The organism is Piscinibacter sp. XHJ-5 (genome assembly GCF_029855045.1).
Classification (GTDB): Bacteria; Pseudomonadota; Gammaproteobacteria; order Burkholderiales; family Burkholderiaceae_C; genus Albitalea.
In genome coordinates, this window is the sequence record NZ_CP123228.1 from 5834714 (window position 1) to 5850049 (window position 15336).

Below are 15336 nucleotides of genomic sequence, written 5' to 3' on the forward strand. Positions count from 1 at the left end.
TCCCCCTCCTGGCGACACAGGTCAGGAACGCGGGCGCGCGCCGCTCCATCTATGCGGCGAACCCCTCGAGGAGCGCCGATGAAAGCCCTGATCCTGTGGACCGCAGCCGCGATGCTGGCCGGCTGCGGCGGTGACGACGACGGACCCACGCCCGAGCAACTGGCCGCCGAAGGAAAGCAGATCTTCCGCTACGACACCTTCGGCGACGAGGCACAGTGGACCGACACGCTGCGCATGCACGAGGTGATTGCCGCCGCGGTCGACCCCACCACCGCCCTCTCGGTGGGCCTCAAGGTCGACGCCGATGCGTTGCCGCAGTCGGTGAAGGACGGCATCGCCAACGGCAGCGTGGACCTCGCCAGTCCGGCCACGACGATCGCGCTGCTCAAGCTGGACGCGGTGGTGGGCCTGAAGGGCACCGTCGAGACGGTGAACGGCGCGGACCGCCTCACCCGCGTGGGCACCACCTGCGCGCTGTGCCATTCGACGGTCGACGACTCCTTCGCCCCGGGCATCGGCAAGCGACTGGACGGTTGGGCCAACCGCGACCTGAACCCGGGCGCCATCATCGCCTTGTCGCCGGCGCTCGACGCCGCGACGAAAGCGATCTACCAGAGCTGGGGTCCCGGCAAGTACGACCCGCGCTTCAACATCGACGGCATCAGCAAGCCGGTCGTCATTCCGCCGGCCTACGGGCTGGCCGGGGTGAACAAGATCACCTTCACCGGCGACGGCGACGAGATCGCGTACTGGAACCGGTATGTCGCGGTGACGCAGATGGGCGGCCTGGGCACCTTCAGCGATGCGCGCCTGCCGCTCACGGTGACACACGGCACCGAGGACCGGGTCAGCGGCAAGTTGCCCGCGTTGCAGGCCTATCAGCTCAGCCTCGCCGCCCCGGCGGCCCCGGCCGGCTCCTTCGACACCACCGCCGCGGCGCGCGGAAAGCCGGTGTTCGACGGCGCAGGCCGCTGCGCCACCTGCCACAGCGGGGCCACCTTCACCGATGCGAACACGACGCTGCATCCGCCGGCCGACTCGGTGGCCGAGCCCGAGACCCCGAGCTATGCGTCGCGCTCGGCGACCAAGCAGTACCGCACCACGCCCCTGCGCGGGGTGTGGCAGCACGCTCCGTATTTCCACGACGGCTCGGCCGCCACGCTGGAGGATGTCGCGGCACGCTACAACACCGAGCTCTCGCTGGGGCTGAGCGCGCAGCAGCTGAGCGACCTGGCGGCGTACCTGACGTCGCTGTGAGGCCGCGCCCGCGCTCCCTCGTTTGAAGGGCCACGTCCCGCTTTCCCGGCACTAAGCTGGGGAGGCGAGGCGCGGCCCCATGAAGATTGAACTCGACGACAAATCGCTTTTCGGCAACGACGCGGGGGAGGACGAAGACGAGTCGGTGCTCATCTCCTACTTCGTCGACCAGCTGGCCTTCGCCGACTTCCTCGATCCGGCACATCGCCTGTGGATCGCCAACGGCCGCAAGGGCACCGGCAAATCGGCGCTGCTCGTGCGCTTTGCCCACAACCTGCGCACCGCGCCGGGCAGGAAGCCGATCGTGCTGCACCTGGTGCCGTCCAACCTGGTCGCGCTGAAAGAGCCGCCGCAGACCGACAATCACGCCCTGCTCGAGAACTACTGGAAGCAGGTGATCTGCGGCGCGATCAACATGGAGCTCGCGCGCGACATCGGCTTCGCGTGGTCGGACAACCAGATGGCGCTCGTCGAGACCGCCGAGGTGGCGGGCTTCACCGGACGCAACCTCGTCAGCGCGCTGCTGTCGCGACTGATCGGCAAGGTGAGCCTGGGCGGCGTGCTGGAGCTGGCGCCCACGCCACGGCCGACGCCCAACCACGAGCAGCTGCTCGCGCGCATCGACCGCGAGGGCGGGCTGCACCGGCAGGTGTGGTTCCTGCTCGACGACATCGACGCGAAGTACCAGAACTCGGCGGCGCAGCAGGCGCTCATCTCGTCGTTCTTCTCGGCGTGCCGCAACCTGGTCAAGGAGACCAGCGGCGTCGGCATCCGCGCCACGGTGCGCACCGATGTGTGGGCCAGCCTCACGAACGCCGAAGACATGGACAAGGTGGAGCAGTACCGCACCGAAATCGTCTGGTCGGCGTCGCAGCAGAAGACCATCCTGTCCAACCGCATCCTCGCGTGGATTCGCCGCACCGACCCCGAGTGCGAGATCGCGCGCCTGTGGAACAACCGGGACCACGCCGATGCGCTGATCGAGTACGCCTTCGTCGGGCGCATGAAATGGGGCGCCTCGGTCGCCCCGGCCGAGCATGTGCTGCGCGTGCTGGCCGGGGGACGCCCGCGCTGGATCGCGCAGCTTGCGCGCATGGCCGGCGTCAACGCGGCGCGCGACCAGAAGGACCGCATTGCCCTGCACCACATCACGCAGGCGATGGGCGAGTTCGGGCGGCGCCGGCTCGCCGACCTCTACAAGGAGCACCAGTACCAGTTCGCCGACCTGAAGCGACTGGTCGAGTCCTTCAGCGCCGGCCCGCGGCGCTATACCACCGAGGAGCTGACGCGCCGCATCGGCGAGCACTACATCAAGCGCGCCGGGGCGAAGAACATTCCGGCAGTGGACGGCGTGCCGTTCCGCGACGGCGTGCAGATCGCGCGCTTCCTGTTCAAGTGCGGCTTCATCAACGGCAACAACGCGGCCAAGGCATCGCTCGCCGTCCCGGAGTTCGTCACCTTTGACGCCCGCCCCGACCTGCTGGAGGTCGACACCAACCTGGACGACGGCATGACCTGGGAGGTGCAGCCGGCGTACCGCAACATCCTGCAGACGACATGAGCACGGACGCGGTCGCCGAGGACAGCGAGCGGCAGGCCCTGGCCCGGGCGCTGCGGCTGGGCGCGGCGCTGCTGCTCGTCTACATCGCCTTCACGCTGCCGGCGGACTGGCGCTACCTGCTGGCGCCGGAACGCTACGACATCGGCAACGCGCGCGCACTGGACATCCTGCTGTCGCTGCCGTCGAACGAGAAGTACCTGCGGCTCGTCGTGCTGGCCGCCTGTGTCGCCGGCACCCTGGTCGCCGTGGCGGGCCTGGGCGGCGCGTCCTTCGTCGCACCGGCCTGGCCGGTGGCCGGGTCCATCGCGCTGATCGCTGTCGTGTGCGGCCTGCTGTCGCTGCCGGCCCACCTGCCCTTCCTGCTGCCCCACACGGTGACGCTGCGCCCCGACGGCGACGTGCTCACGCAGGCCGAGTACTCGCGCGCCTACCGAGATGCGATCACGTGGGTGTGGTCGTCGGTGCTGCTGCTGGGGCTGCCGCTGCTCGCCTCGGGTCGCGTCGACCACCGCATCCGGCTCGCCGCCGCCGCCTGCGCGCTGATCGCCGTCCTCGCGGCCTACCTGCCCCATGAGGCGCACAAGGGCAGTCGCACCGACAACGAGCTGATCATCTTCGCGGTCGCGCTGCTGACCGTGCTGTACCTCGGATTCCGCATCCAGGGCACGCTGCACCGCGAGACGCAGGCGCGCAGGGCCGCGGAGGATGCGCTGCAGGCGGTGCAGCAGGAGCGCACGCGCTACGAAGAGCAGACGCAAGCCGCGATCAACGAATTCCGCAGGATCCAGCAGCGCCTTCAGGCCCGCGAGGAACGGCGCACGGCCTTCCTCGCCTCGGCGGCGCACGATCTGCGCCAGCCGCTCGCCGCCACGGTGCTGTACGCGGACCTGCTCGCCCAGACGATGAAGCGCACTCCGGCCGGCGCCGATGCGGCCCGGCACCTGCATGTGCTCCAAGCCGAGATCGCATCGCTGGCGTCGGCATTCGATGCCATCCTCGACTACTCCCAGATGGAGTCGGGCAAGGTCGCCGCGCGGCTTCAGCCGCAGCGCCTGGCCGACGTCTTCACCGACCTGGAGCGCCGCTTCGCCCCCATGGCCGAGGAGCGCGGCCTGTCGCTGCAGTTCGTGCCGCCCGGCCGCGACTGTGTCGTCGAGACGGATCGGCTGCTGCTCATGCGGCTGCTGTCCAACCTGCTGTCCAACGCGGTGAAGTACACGCCGCCGCGGCGCACCGGCCCGCGCCGGCGTCCGGGACCTGACGTGCTCGTGCGCGCGCGCGTGCGCGGGCTGCTGGCCACCGTCTTCGTCATCGACCGTGGCGCCGGCATCCCGGCCGAGATGCAGGACAGGATCTTCGAGGCCGGCGTGCAGCTCGACAACCCGCAGCGCAACCGCCACGAAGGCTTCGGACTCGGGCTGGCGACCGTGCGCAGCATCGTGGCGAGGGCGCTGCCCAGCCACGGCGTGCGGCTGAAGTCGATCGTCGGACGCGGCACGCACCTGATGGTCGATGTGCCGCTCGGCTTCGTCGCCGGCCTGCCCGCCGAGAGCGCCGAGGCGCCTTCGACGGTGATCCTGCGCAACCGGCTCGAAGGCGCATTGGTCGCGGTGGTGGAAGACGACGACAGCCTGCGCGCGGGCCTGGTGCAGGTGCTGCAAGGCGTCGGAGCCTACGTGCTCGAAGCAGGCAGCCTGGCCGAGATCGCCGCCAAGGTGGATGCGTCGGATCGCTTCCCCGACATCATCCTCACCGACCACCGCCTGCCGCATCACGCCACCGGTCGAAGCGTCATCGAGGCGATCCGCCATCGCTGCGGCGGCCGCGATGTGCCGGCGGTGGTGCTGACGGGCGACCAGCAGTCGGATGCCGGCCTGCGCGGCCTGCCCGGCGTGGAGGTGCTGCGCAAGCCGATCGAGCGCAAGGCGCTGCTGCGCCGGCTGGCAGAGCACTATCAGTCGGCGCCCTCGCCGCTGGACGAGGCGGCGCCGGCTCAGGCGTCGTCGAGCGCCACGCCCGCGCGCGCGATCTCGTAGATCAGCGCCTTGGAGTTCTCGACCTTGAAGATCCGGCACATGTCGGACACGTATTCCTTGACGGTCGGCTCGGCGATGTCGAGCTCGCGCGCGATGCGCTTGTAGGGCATGCCCCTGACGTGGCGCACCAGCACGCGCAGGTGCGAGGGCTTGAGACCGAGCGAGCTGGCGCTGCGCGGCGCAGGCGGGCGCAGGGCCTCGCGGCCGCCCGACGCCGGCCGCGCGCCGTGGATGAACACCGCGCCCGCTTCCATGCTCATCATCGCCAGCTTGAAGATCTCGGCGCTGTCCGCGCGTCCCTTGGACAGGAAGCCCGCCGCGCCCTTCTCGAGCAGCGCCTCGACGGCCTTGCGGTCGAGCGATTCGCCCGACATCACGATCACCGGGATGTGGTCGTGATCCTGGCTCGCCTTCATCCACTCGAGCAGCCGCAAGCCGGCGTCGCTGTCGTCCTCGAAGCGCATGTCGAGGAAGACCAGGTCGGGATGGTGCGCCTCGACTTGGTCGCGCCCTTCTTCGGGAGAGCGCGCGTGCAGCACTTCGGCCTCGGGATCGAGCAGGCGCAGATGCAACGCCGCACCCTCGCGGACGATGCCGTGGTCGTCGACGAGCAGGATCCTGCGGTAGCGCGCCATGGCCGATGCTAGTGCGCGGCACGCCGCGGCGTCAGCCCTCCAAAGGCAGGGTTCGAAAGGCGGTGACCGACCCGACCTCGCGTCCTCGGTCGGTCGGGTTTCGCGAGCAGGCCGTTTCACCGAAGATGACGAGGTCGCGGATTTTTGCGACTTCCCCAACCCAGCCGAAGAGGTCCCACCATGAAAGCCTGCGAGCAGACGCGAGCCCGACCCGGCGGACGATTCCGTGTCGTCGCCGGTGCGGCGCCTGCCAATGGCCGACTCCCCGTAGCCGGCCTGAGTCAGAACGGCGGCGGCGGGAACGGAGCTCCAACCTGACGCATGGGTGTCCCACGACGACGCTCCATGCAATCGGAGCGTCGTCCCGCCGCCTGAACGGCGCCAACCGCGTCGCCTCAGTGCGTGCCGAGGAGGCTGTCGGCAGGAAACTGCAGTGAAGGCAGCGTATCGGCAAATCCGTCCACCGGCCGCAAAGGCCTTGCCGGCGGAGATTCGTCCATCGATTGGCGCAACACGTCCCGGGCCGCCTCACGCTCCTGCGCGCGTGTGAGCCTGGTGGTCTGCTGTCGCGCCGTCGCGAGCTCCTGCTGGAGCTGCGCGATCTGCTTCTTCGCCTGCTGCATGAACCTGATCGACGTCTCCTGCGCCTCGGCGTGCCGGGCGCACGCTCGTTCGAGCCGCTTGCGATGCAAGCGGCTGGAGATGGCCCACTGCAGCCCGGCCGACACCGTCGCGGTGCCGGCCAGAAGCGCAATCTGGAAGGCTGTCATGTCGTCGTCTCCCCGCGGCCCCACCGCGTGTCACAAAATGTATCCATCGGCCGCGGCGACGACCAAGGTCGAATGTCACGGATCGGCCGAAGCGGGTTCGCGCCTTGCACGCCAACCGCACGCGCCGAGGCCCGTCGCGCGCTCGCCCTCACCCAGCCCTTCTCCCGCAAGCGGGAGAGGGGGTTCGTGTTGTTCAGGCGACCTTGGTCAGGATCTTCTCCATCTCGCCCTTGGTGAAGGCGCGCAGCGTCTGCGTGCGCACATTGCCGGCGCCGGCCAGGGTCAGCCCGAAGGCCGTGAGCGCCGCCTCGTCGGGCGCTTCCACGATGGACACCATGTCGTACTGACCCTGGGTCCAGAAGATCTCGCGCATCGTGACGCCGACTTCCTTGGCGGCAGCCTGTGCCGCTTCGGCGCGCTTGGTGGTCTGCTTGACCGCGCGCAGTCCCTGCTCGGTGAAGTTGCCGAGGACGATGAAGGTGGCCATGGTCGACTCTCCTTGCCGTGTGGAGCGATGGTCCGTCTTTAGAGTAGCCCGCCGATCCGGACTGGCAAGGCGCAAACCGCCGAACGGCGCCAGGGCCTGTTAACGCTATGGGAGGCCTCGCGTGACTCAGCAAAGCGGCGCCCGCAAGGCGCGAAGCGCAGCCGTAGCGGTGTCTACGGCGAGCATTCGCAACGCGGCGGGCGCCGCTTTGCTGAGATCACCCGCAGGGCACCGGCGCGAGGCCTCCCATAGCGTTGACAGGCCCTAGTCCCGGCGATGGTCGAGGGCGTCGATCCACAGCGTCGCGCACTCGTAGCCGAAGTCCAGCGCCGCGGCCGCGCTCGGGTGATGGCGCAGCGGCACGTCGACCTTCACCTCGTCCTCGCTCTCCGAGCCGCGCACGTGCACGGTGACGGGCCAGCTGTCGGTGGCGCTGTCGGCGGCGAGCGTCGACATGCGGATGCGCCAGCCGCTGTGCGCGCCGATCGCCTCCAGCCGGTGTCCACGCGCGATGAGCTCGTACTTCATCGCGGTCGGCAGGCTCAGGCGCGTGCGGCGAAACGTCGCTCGCGCACCGCGTTGGCCAGTCCACGCAGCACCGGCAGCGTCTGCACGAAGCCGATGCAGGCGTCGGTGATCGACACACCGTGCTTCAGCGACTGGCCGGGATGCTGGTCCTGCCGGCCCTCCTCCAGGTGGCTCTCGATCATCACGCCGGTGATGCGGCGGTCGCCGGCGGCGATCTGCGCCGAGACGTCCTGCGCGACGGCGATCTGGCGCTGGTGCTGCTTGCTGCTGTTGCCGTGCGACACGTCGATCATCACCTGCTCGCGCAGGCCGCACGAGCGCAGCGCATCGCAGCAGGCATTGACGTGAGCGGCGTCGTAGTTGGGCGCCTTGCCGCCGCGCAGGATGACGTGGCAATCGTCGTTGCCGCGCGTCTCGAAGATGGCGGCCATGCCCATCTTCGTCATGCCCATGAACGCGTGCGGCGCCCGTGCGGCGAGGATCGCGTCTGCCGCCACCTTCACGCTCCCGTCGGTGCCGTTCTTGAAGCCGACCGGACAGCTCAGGCCCGAAGCGAGCTGCCGGTGGCTCTGGCTCTCGGTGGTGCGGGCGCCGATGGCCCCCCAGGCGATCAGGTCGGCGATGAACTGCGGGCTCAGCAGATCGAGAAACTCGGTGCCGGTCGGCAGCCCCAGCGTCGTCAGCTCGAGCAGCAGGCGCCGGGCACGCTCCAGCCCTTCGTTGATCGCGAAGCTGCCGTCCAGGTGAGGGTCGTTGATGTAGCCCTTCCAGCCCACCGTCGTGCGCGGCTTCTCGAAGTAGGTGCGCATGACGATCAGCAGGTCGTCGCGCAGCTCGTCGGCGGCGGCCTTCAGGCGATGGGCGTATTCGATCGCCTGGTCGTGATCGTGGATGGAGCACGGTCCCACGACGACGATGAGCCGGTCGTCGCGCCCGTGCAGCACGTCGGCGATGGCGGCGCGGCTTTGCTCGACCAGCTGGAGCGTGTTGTCGCGCACGGGCACACGTTCCTGCAGCAGGGCCGGCGTGATCAGCGGGCGCACCGCGCCTATGCGCACGTCGTCGATGCGCGTGGTGTCCAGGGTGCTGTCGCGTGTGCCGACCTCGCGGTCGTGGCGGGCGTCGTCCAGGGCGTTCATCGGGGTGTCATTTCACGAGCATCACACGCATGCCGAGCAATTTTCCGTCAACGCGGTCCAGCACCCGGATCGTCGTCTCGCGCGGCTGGAAGCCGTCGGGCAGCGGCACGCCGCCGCGCACGCTCTCATGGCTGGCCACCGAGATGGCGATCGGCTTGGGCGTGACGCTGGACTCGCGCGTCCCGCCGCCGGCGACGACGAGCTGCATCACGCCGGACAGCGGCCGGCCGCCGCCGCGCTCTCGCGTGAGCACGACGTCGTACATCAGCTGCCGGCCCTCCACGGTGAAGCGCGCGGCGCGCACCTGCACCGCGCCTCCGCGCGGATCGGGCGGCAAGGCGGCGACGAGGAAAGCCGCTTCGCTGCGCAGGCGCTCGACATCCTGACGGCTGGCCGACAGCTCATCGGCCATGGCCTTGCGCTCCGCGAGTGCGGCATCGAGCCGCTTGGCGGTCTGCGCCAGCTCGCCGCGCAGGCGCAGGCGCTCGCTGTCGGCTTGCTCGTACGACGCACGCAGCGTGGCCGAGTCGCCAGCGGACAGCCGCGGCGGCAGGTAGCGTTCCTGCACGAACAGCACGCCGCCAGCGCCGGCAGCGACGCCGGTCAGCAGCAGCACGAGCCAGCGAGGGATGCGCCAGCCTTTTCGCCGGCTGGCATAGCGGTCGAACACGACGGGTTTGGGTCTTCCGAACATCGGGGTCGTCAGTCAGGCGAGCAAACTGACAGGGTACCGCCGGCGCGCACACGTCTTGCAACACGATGTGGCATGGCCTCGGGTCCGGTGGCCTTTTCCCTGCGGCGCGCGTGGCGGTTGCACGCGCGAAGTGAACGTGCCAGTCTCGACCGGCGGAGGTGATGACCATGACGAACGCCATCGACAAGGAGCAGGTGGTCGGCGTGCTGAACCGGCTGCTCGAGGCGGAGCTCGCGGGTGTCGTGCGCTACACCCACTATTCGTTCCTCGTGTTCGGCTACTCGCGCATCCCCATCGTGTCGTGGCTGCGCGAGCAGGCGGACGAATCGCTGCTGCATGCGCAGCAGGTGGGCGAGTGGATCACCACGCTGGGCGCCTATCCGTCGCTGGGCATCGGCCCGCTGCTCGATTCGCACAAGCACGACATCGCGGCGATCCTGCAGGAGTCGCTGTCCACCGAGGCGAGCGCGCTCGCGCTGTACCGCGAGCTGCTCGAGCTCGTCGCCGGACGCTCGGTGGCGCTCGAGGAATTCGCCCGGCAGATGATCCAGGCCGAGGAGCTGCACGCAGCCGAGGTCGACAAGATGCTGCGCAAGCCGGGTGACGTGAAGACGTTCGCGGGTTGACGGCCTAGGAATCCAGCGGCGCGAAGTCCGTCTGCGCGCGCGGCAGCGTCGTGCGCGCCTCGTGCGGCGCACCGGCGTGCTGCAGCTTGTCGTTGGGCGCGGGGCGCGCCAGCAGGAAGCCCTGGAGCTCGTCGCAGCCGTGCCGTTGCAGCGCGCGCAGCTGCGCCGGCGACTCCACCCCTTCGGCGTTGACCCGGATGTTCAGCGAGTGCGCGAGCGACACGATGGATCGCACGATCACCGCGACCTTCGGGTCGCTTTCGAGGTTCTGCGTGAAGGCGCGGTCGATCTTGACCTTGTCGAACGGGAAGCGCCACAGGTACGCCAGGCTCGAGTAGCCGGTGCCGAAATCGTCCATCACGATGCGCACGCCCATGTCGGTCAGCTCGTGCAGCGAGCGGATCACCTGCTCGGTGTTGTTCATCAGCAGCGACTCGGTGATCTCCAGCTCTAGCCGCGTCGCCGGCAGTCCCGCGTCGCGCAGCGACTGCGCCACCCGAGGCACCAGGTCGCCGCTGCGGAACTGCATCGCCGACAGGTTGACCGAGACGCTGAGCGATGGCGGCCAGCCCGCCGCGATGGTGCAGGCGCGGCACAGCACCCAGTGGCCGAGCTCCTCGATCAGGCCCGTCTCTTCGGCCAGCGGAATGAACTCGTTGGGCGGGATGGGGCCGCGCTGGGGATGCGTCCAGCGCACCAGCGCCTCGTAGCCCGCGAGCGTGCGGCCGTCGCTCTCGTAGAGCGCCTGGAAATGCACGTCGAGCTGCTGGCGATGCAGCGCTTCGCGCAGGTCGCGCGCGGTGGTGCGGCGCTCCTGCAGCTGCCTGTCGATCGTCTCGTCGTAGAAGCTGAAGCGACCACGTCCGGCCACCTTGGCGCGGTACAGCGCCGAGTCGGCGCGATGCAGCAGCTCCTCGATGTCTGCGGTGTCGCGCCCATAGATGGCCGCGCCGACGCTGGCACCGCCGCGCAGGTCGTGCCCGTGCACCGAGTGGCCCTCGCCGAGCGCCGCCACGATGCGCTGCGCGAGCCGCAGCACCACGTCGGGCCGGTCGACGTCGGCCTGCAGCACCGCGAACTCGTCGCCGCCGAGGCGCGCGACCACATCGTGCTCGCGCACGGACGCACGCAGGCGCGCCGCCACGGTGCGCAGCATCTGGTCGCCGGCCGCGTGGCCCAGCGAGTCGTTGACTTCCTTGAAGCGGTCCAGGTCGATGCACAGCACGGCAAAGCTCGGGCCGCCGTCGCAGGCGCGCTGCGCGGCCTGCTGCAGCGCATGCGCGAAGCTCGCGCGGTTGAGCGTGCCGGTCAGCACGTCATGGCGGGCGAGATAGCGCACCTGCGCTTCGATCGCATGCTGCCGCCGCCAATGGCGGCTCCATTGCCATGCACCGGCGGCGACCATCGCCAGCAGCATGGCCAGGACGCCGAGCGCGACCTTGCGGAACGCCGTGCCGATGCGGGCCTCGCGCACCGTCTGGTCGACATAGACCTCGACCACGCCCAACACCCGACCGTCGCGCACGACCGGCACGTAGGCTTCGCTGTACACGGCCGGCCGATCGGGCCGCGAGGCGCGCTTGAGCTCGATGTGGTTGCGGCCGCCGAGCACGATGGGGCGCACCGTCGCATTCTTCTGGCCCTCCTCCTCGCCGAGACGCCGCCGCGCCGTCTCGCGCACGAAGGCGGGATCGGCCAGCGAGTCGGACACCAGCAGCTCGGTGCCGGCGCGGTCGTAGAACTTGAAGCGGAAGACCTCGCCGGCATGGCGCAGGTCGCGCAGGCGCTCCAGCGTGGCCGGTGTGAACTCGCCGCTGCTGAAGGCGGCGTCCAGGTCGGGCACCGAGTGCTTCACCAGCTCCGCCCATTGGAGCGCCACATGCTCGGCATCGGCATGGAGCTGGCTCTCCGCAGCGCGGCCCATCAGCGCGCCGGCCAGCACCAGCGCGATCAAGGCGCCGGCGAGCCAGAGCACGAGGTTTCGCAGCAGGCTGCCACGGCGGCGACGCGACGGCAGCATTCCCGGCAGGACGGAATCGGAGGTGGAGAGCGACATCATGAAGGTCGTCTGCCCGGCACCGAACCGCCTCGATGCGCTGAGCGAGTGCCGATGTTGACGCGCTTTGCCCTGCGCCGGGCCAGCCGCGAGCGCCGGTCATGAATTCGAACCGTGAAGATTTGGCAGGAGTGGAAGCCGCGCGGGGTCGGCTCAGGTGCTCTCGCGCACCACGATCTCGTAGCCGAGGTCGACGCTGTCGGCGACCTCCGCTTCGCCGCGCATCAGGGACAGCAGCATCCGGGCCGCGGCATGGCCGATCTCTGCGCGCGGAGTTCGCACGGTGGTCAGCGGTGGCGTCATCTGGTCGCTGCCCGTGAGGTCGTTGAAGCCGGCAACGGCGACACGTCGTGGAACCGGAATGCGCAGTCGCAGGGCAGCCAGCAACGCGCCCTGCGCCAGGTCGTCGTTGCAGAAGAAGATCGCATCGACAGCAGGCTTCATCGCGACGATCTGCTCGAACATGCGTCCGCCCAGCGCCAGCGAAGACGGCGCCGGATTGAGCCATTCGAGCTTGGCGTCGTGCAGGCCCGCGGCCGTCAGCTCGCGGCGCCATCCTTCGAGGCGCTGCAAGGTCCGCGGATCGAGTTGGGCGGCGGCAAAGGCGATGCGACGCCTGCCGCGCTCGAGCAGGTGGCGCGTCATCGCGGCGCCGGCGTCGGCCTGCGAGAAGCCCACGCTGTGCACGCCCGGCGTCTCGGAGGTCTCCATCACGTGCACGCAGGGCACTCCGCTTTGCGCGAGCAACTGGCGCGTGGCGGCGTGGCGGTCGAACCCCGTGACCAGCACGCCGGCCGGACGGTGCAACAGCTGTTCGCGCAGCAACTGCTCCTCTTCGCTCGCGTCGTAGTGCGTCACGCCGATCAGCGTCTGGTAGCCGGCCGGGCGCAGCGTGCGCTGCACCGCTTCGAGCAGATCGACGAACAGCGCGTTCGACAGCATCGGGATCAACACCGCCACGTGGCTGCTGTGGCGCGATGCCAGCGCGCGCGCCGCCGGATCGGGCACATAGCGCAGCCGCTGCGCAGCCTCCTGCACGCGTGCCACCAGCTCCGGGTCGACGGCGCGCTCGCCGCGCAGCGCGCGTGACACGGTGATCGGACTCACGCCCGCGGCCTGCGCCACGTCGGCCAGCGTGACACGGCCGGTCGCCCGGCGCCGGAAGGAGGAAGTGGTCATGCTCGAGGGTTCACGGATGGGGGGCCGTGATGATCGCACCGGGGATGGCGCTGTCCAACGGAAGCGACGAGGCGGCGTTCATCCGTCCACGCGCCACCACCCAGGCAGGAGCTTGCGCACTTCCGGCCGCGCGAACCGATCGTCGATGAGGTGGATGCTGCCGCGGTCCGAAGGCGTGCGGATCACCCGCCCGGCCGCCTGCACGACCTTGCGGATGCCGGGAAAGAGATAGGTGTAGTCGTAGCCGGTGCCGAAGGTGGCGTCGAAGCGGCGGCGCATCTCTTCGTTGATCGGGTTGAACTGCGGCAGTCCGAGCGTCGCGATGAAGGCACCGATGAGCCGCGTGCCCGGCAGGTCGATGCCTTCGGCGAACGAGCCGCCGAGCACGGCGAACGCGATGCCGCGACCACCGTCGACGAAGCGGCGCAGGAAGGCCTCGCGCTGCGCCTCGTCCATGTGCCGCGCCTGCTGCCACGTCGGGATCGCGGGATGGCGGGCGGCGAACGCCTGCGCGGCCTGCTGCAGGTAGTCGAAGCTGCTGAAGAAGGCGAGGTAGTTGCCGGGCGCGGCCTCGTACTGCGTCGCCATCAGCCGCACGATGGGCGCAAGCGAATCGCCGCGGTGCCGCCAGCGTGTGGACACCTCCCGCACGATGCGCACCGACAGCTGATCCGCGCTGAACGGCGCCTCGACGTCCAGCCAGGCGGTGTCGACCGGCAGGCCGAGCGTGTCGATGTAGAAGCGCGCCGGCGTCAGCGTGGCGGAGAACAGCACCGTCGCGTGCGCGGCGGCAAGGCGCGGCTGGAGGAAGGTGGCCGGCACGACGTTGCGCACGCACAGCGTGGCGCCGCCGCGGCCACCCGGTGCGCGCGTGACGTCGAACAGCGAGTGCGCGCCGAAGCTCTCGACGAGACGCCCGAAGTGCAGCCCATCGAAGTAGAACTGCAGCAGCGCGCTGTCGACAGCGGCCGGGTGCTCGGTGAGGTGATCGGTGATCGCGGCGGTGCAGTCCTGCAGCGCCGCGGAGAAGCTGCGCGGCACCTCCTCGAGCACCCGATACGGTTCGTCCTGCGCCCGGGCCAGCGCGTTCCACGCCTGGTGCAGCCGATCGAGCGGCTTCTTCAGCGCCGCCGGCGATGCCTTGCGCAGCGCGCGCAGCTCGGCCTGCACCAGCTCGGCGCTGTACATCTTCCGCGCACGTTCCACGAGGTTGTGGGCCTCGTCGACCAGCACCGCCACGCGCCACTGATGGAGGGCCGTCAGACCGTGAAGCAAGGCGGTGCTGTCGAAGTAGTAGTTGTAGTCGCCGACGATCACGTCGGCCCAGCGCGCGAGCTCGTGCCCGAGGTAATACGGACACACCTGGTAGGCAAGCGCGAGCTCGCGCAGTACCTCCTTCGTCAGCGAGCCGCCCACGGACACCGCCGCCTCGCGGGCGGCCGGCAGCCGGTCGTAGAAGCCGCGGGCCAGCGGACACGACTCGCCGTGGCAGGCCTTGTCCGGATGCTCGCAGGCCTTGTCGCGGGCGACCAGCTCCAGCACGCGAAGCGGCAGCACCGTCGGGCCGCGGCGCAAGGTGGCCATGGCCTCGAGCGCCAGGGCGCGCCCCGAGCCCTTGGCGCTGAGGAAGTAGACCTTGTCCAGCGCCTGTCCCGGACACGCCTTCAGCAGCGGGAAGAGGGTGCCTATCGTCTTGCCGATGCCGGTGGGCGCCTGGGCCATCAGGCAGCGGCCGAGCCGCGCGGCCTTGAACACCGATTCGGCCAGCGCCCGTTGGCCGCCGCGAAACGCATCGTGCGGGAAGCGCAGCGCGCCCAGCGCCGTGTCGCGTTGCGCCCGATGCGCCAGCTCGCGATCGGCCCAGGCGATGAAGCCCTGGCAGAGTGCCTCGAAGAACGCGTGCAGCTCCTCTGCGCTGCACTGCTGCTCGAGCGTGGTCTCGGCCTGCGTGCGGACGTCGAAGTACACCAGCGACACGGTGATCGACGGCAGCTCGAACGCCCGACACAGCAAGCAGCCGTACACCTTGGCCTGCGCCCAGTGTAGTTCGCGGTGGTTGGGGGGCATGCGCTGCAGATCGCCCTTGAAGGTCTTGACCTCCTCGACGAGACGGCGGTCGGGGTCGTAGCCGTCGGCACGGCCGCGCACGACCAGGTGCCTGAACTCGCCGCTCACCGGCACTTCGGCGCGGTAGGCGGCGCTGCGGCGTGCCGCCACGGTCTTGTGTCCGGCGATGCCTTCCTGCGCGCTCGGCGAGGGTGTGAATCTCAGGTCGAGATCGCCGCGCTTGGCGGCGAATTCGCAGAGCGCGCGAACGGCGATGGTGTAGGCGCGAGACACCGCCGCATGATACTGGATGGATCTACAG

13 protein-coding genes are annotated in these 15336 nt (G+C 69.8%); 4 read left to right on the forward strand and 9 right to left on the reverse strand.

What is annotated here, in order from left to right:
• Nucleotides 1–78 precede the first annotated feature (78 nt).
• The 3 genes from P7V53_RS27600 to P7V53_RS27610 all read left to right on the forward strand — a co-directional run bounded on the left by P7V53_RS27600 (nt 79) and on the right by P7V53_RS27610 (nt 4854).
• Nucleotides 79–1257 (forward strand): c-type cytochrome, encoded by a 1179-nt coding sequence (locus P7V53_RS27600; RefSeq protein ID WP_280152690.1) that lies wholly within the window; start codon nt 79–81, stop codon nt 1255–1257.
• Nucleotides 1258–1336: 79 nt separating this feature from the next.
• Nucleotides 1337–2818, forward strand: a complete 1482-nt coding sequence (locus P7V53_RS27605; RefSeq protein ID WP_280152691.1) for a hypothetical protein — start codon at nt 1337–1339, stop codon at nt 2816–2818.
• The gene (locus tag P7V53_RS27610) at nt 2815–4854 is read left to right on the forward strand and encodes a hybrid sensor histidine kinase/response regulator (protein WP_280152692.1); all 2040 of its coding nucleotides are present in this window, start codon (nt 2815–2817) and stop codon (nt 4852–4854) included. The genes P7V53_RS27605 and P7V53_RS27610 overlap by 4 nt, the downstream gene beginning before the upstream one ends.
• Here P7V53_RS27610 and P7V53_RS27615 read toward each other — a convergent pair.
• The 6 genes from P7V53_RS27615 to P7V53_RS27640 form a co-directional block, all read right to left on the reverse strand.
• Entirely contained in the window at nt 4812–5489 is a 678-nt protein-coding gene (locus tag P7V53_RS27615; RefSeq protein ID WP_280152693.1) for a response regulator transcription factor, read from the reverse strand. The genes P7V53_RS27610 and P7V53_RS27615 overlap by 43 nt on opposite strands.
• 395 nt (nt 5490–5884) lie before the next feature.
• On the reverse strand, nt 5885–6259 hold the full coding sequence (locus P7V53_RS27620; RefSeq protein WP_280152694.1) for a hypothetical protein: 375 nt from the start codon (nt 6257–6259) through the stop codon (nt 5885–5887).
• A 193-nt stretch (nt 6260–6452) separates the two neighbouring features.
• Entirely contained in the window at nt 6453–6746 is a 294-nt protein-coding gene (locus P7V53_RS27625; protein ID WP_280152695.1) for a GYD domain-containing protein, read from the reverse strand.
• 264 nt (nt 6747–7010) lie between these two features.
• Entirely contained in the window at nt 7011–7274 is a 264-nt protein-coding gene (locus P7V53_RS27630; RefSeq protein WP_280152696.1) for a hypothetical protein, read from the reverse strand.
• 14 nt (nt 7275–7288) lie between these two features.
• Nucleotides 7289–8413 (reverse strand): 3-deoxy-7-phosphoheptulonate synthase, encoded by a 1125-nt coding sequence (locus P7V53_RS27635; RefSeq protein WP_280152697.1) that lies wholly within the window; start codon nt 8411–8413, stop codon nt 7289–7291.
• 7 nt (nt 8414–8420) lie between these two features.
• Nucleotides 8421–9107 (reverse strand): hypothetical protein, encoded by a 687-nt coding sequence (locus tag P7V53_RS27640; RefSeq protein ID WP_280152698.1) that lies wholly within the window; start codon nt 9105–9107, stop codon nt 8421–8423.
• 167 nt (nt 9108–9274) lie between these two features.
• On the opposite strand from P7V53_RS27640, the gene P7V53_RS27645 reads away from it, so the two are divergent.
• Nucleotides 9275–9733, forward strand: coding sequence for a ferritin-like domain-containing protein (locus P7V53_RS27645; RefSeq protein WP_280152699.1), 459 nt, complete (start codon nt 9275–9277; stop codon nt 9731–9733).
• A gap of 4 nt (nt 9734–9737) precedes the next feature.
• Here P7V53_RS27645 and P7V53_RS27650 read toward each other — a convergent pair whose 3' ends face one another.
• The 3 genes from P7V53_RS27650 to P7V53_RS27660 all read right to left on the reverse strand — a co-directional run bounded on the left by P7V53_RS27650 (nt 9738) and on the right by P7V53_RS27660 (nt 15308).
• Complete coding sequence (locus P7V53_RS27650; protein ID WP_280152700.1) at nt 9738–11792, reverse strand: EAL domain-containing protein; 2055 nt, start codon at nt 11790–11792, stop codon at nt 9738–9740.
• Between the two features lie 150 nt (nt 11793–11942).
• Nucleotides 11943–12968 carry a LacI family DNA-binding transcriptional regulator gene (locus tag P7V53_RS27655; RefSeq protein ID WP_280152701.1) on the reverse strand — a complete coding sequence of 342 codons (1026 nt, stop codon included), beginning with the start codon at nt 12966–12968 and terminating at the stop codon, nt 11943–11945.
• Nucleotides 12969–13046: 78 nt separating this feature from the next.
• On the reverse strand, nt 13047–15308 hold the full coding sequence (locus P7V53_RS27660; protein WP_280152702.1) for an ATP-dependent DNA helicase: 2262 nt from the start codon (nt 15306–15308) through the stop codon (nt 13047–13049).
• Between the last annotated feature and the right edge of the window lie 28 nt (nt 15309–15336).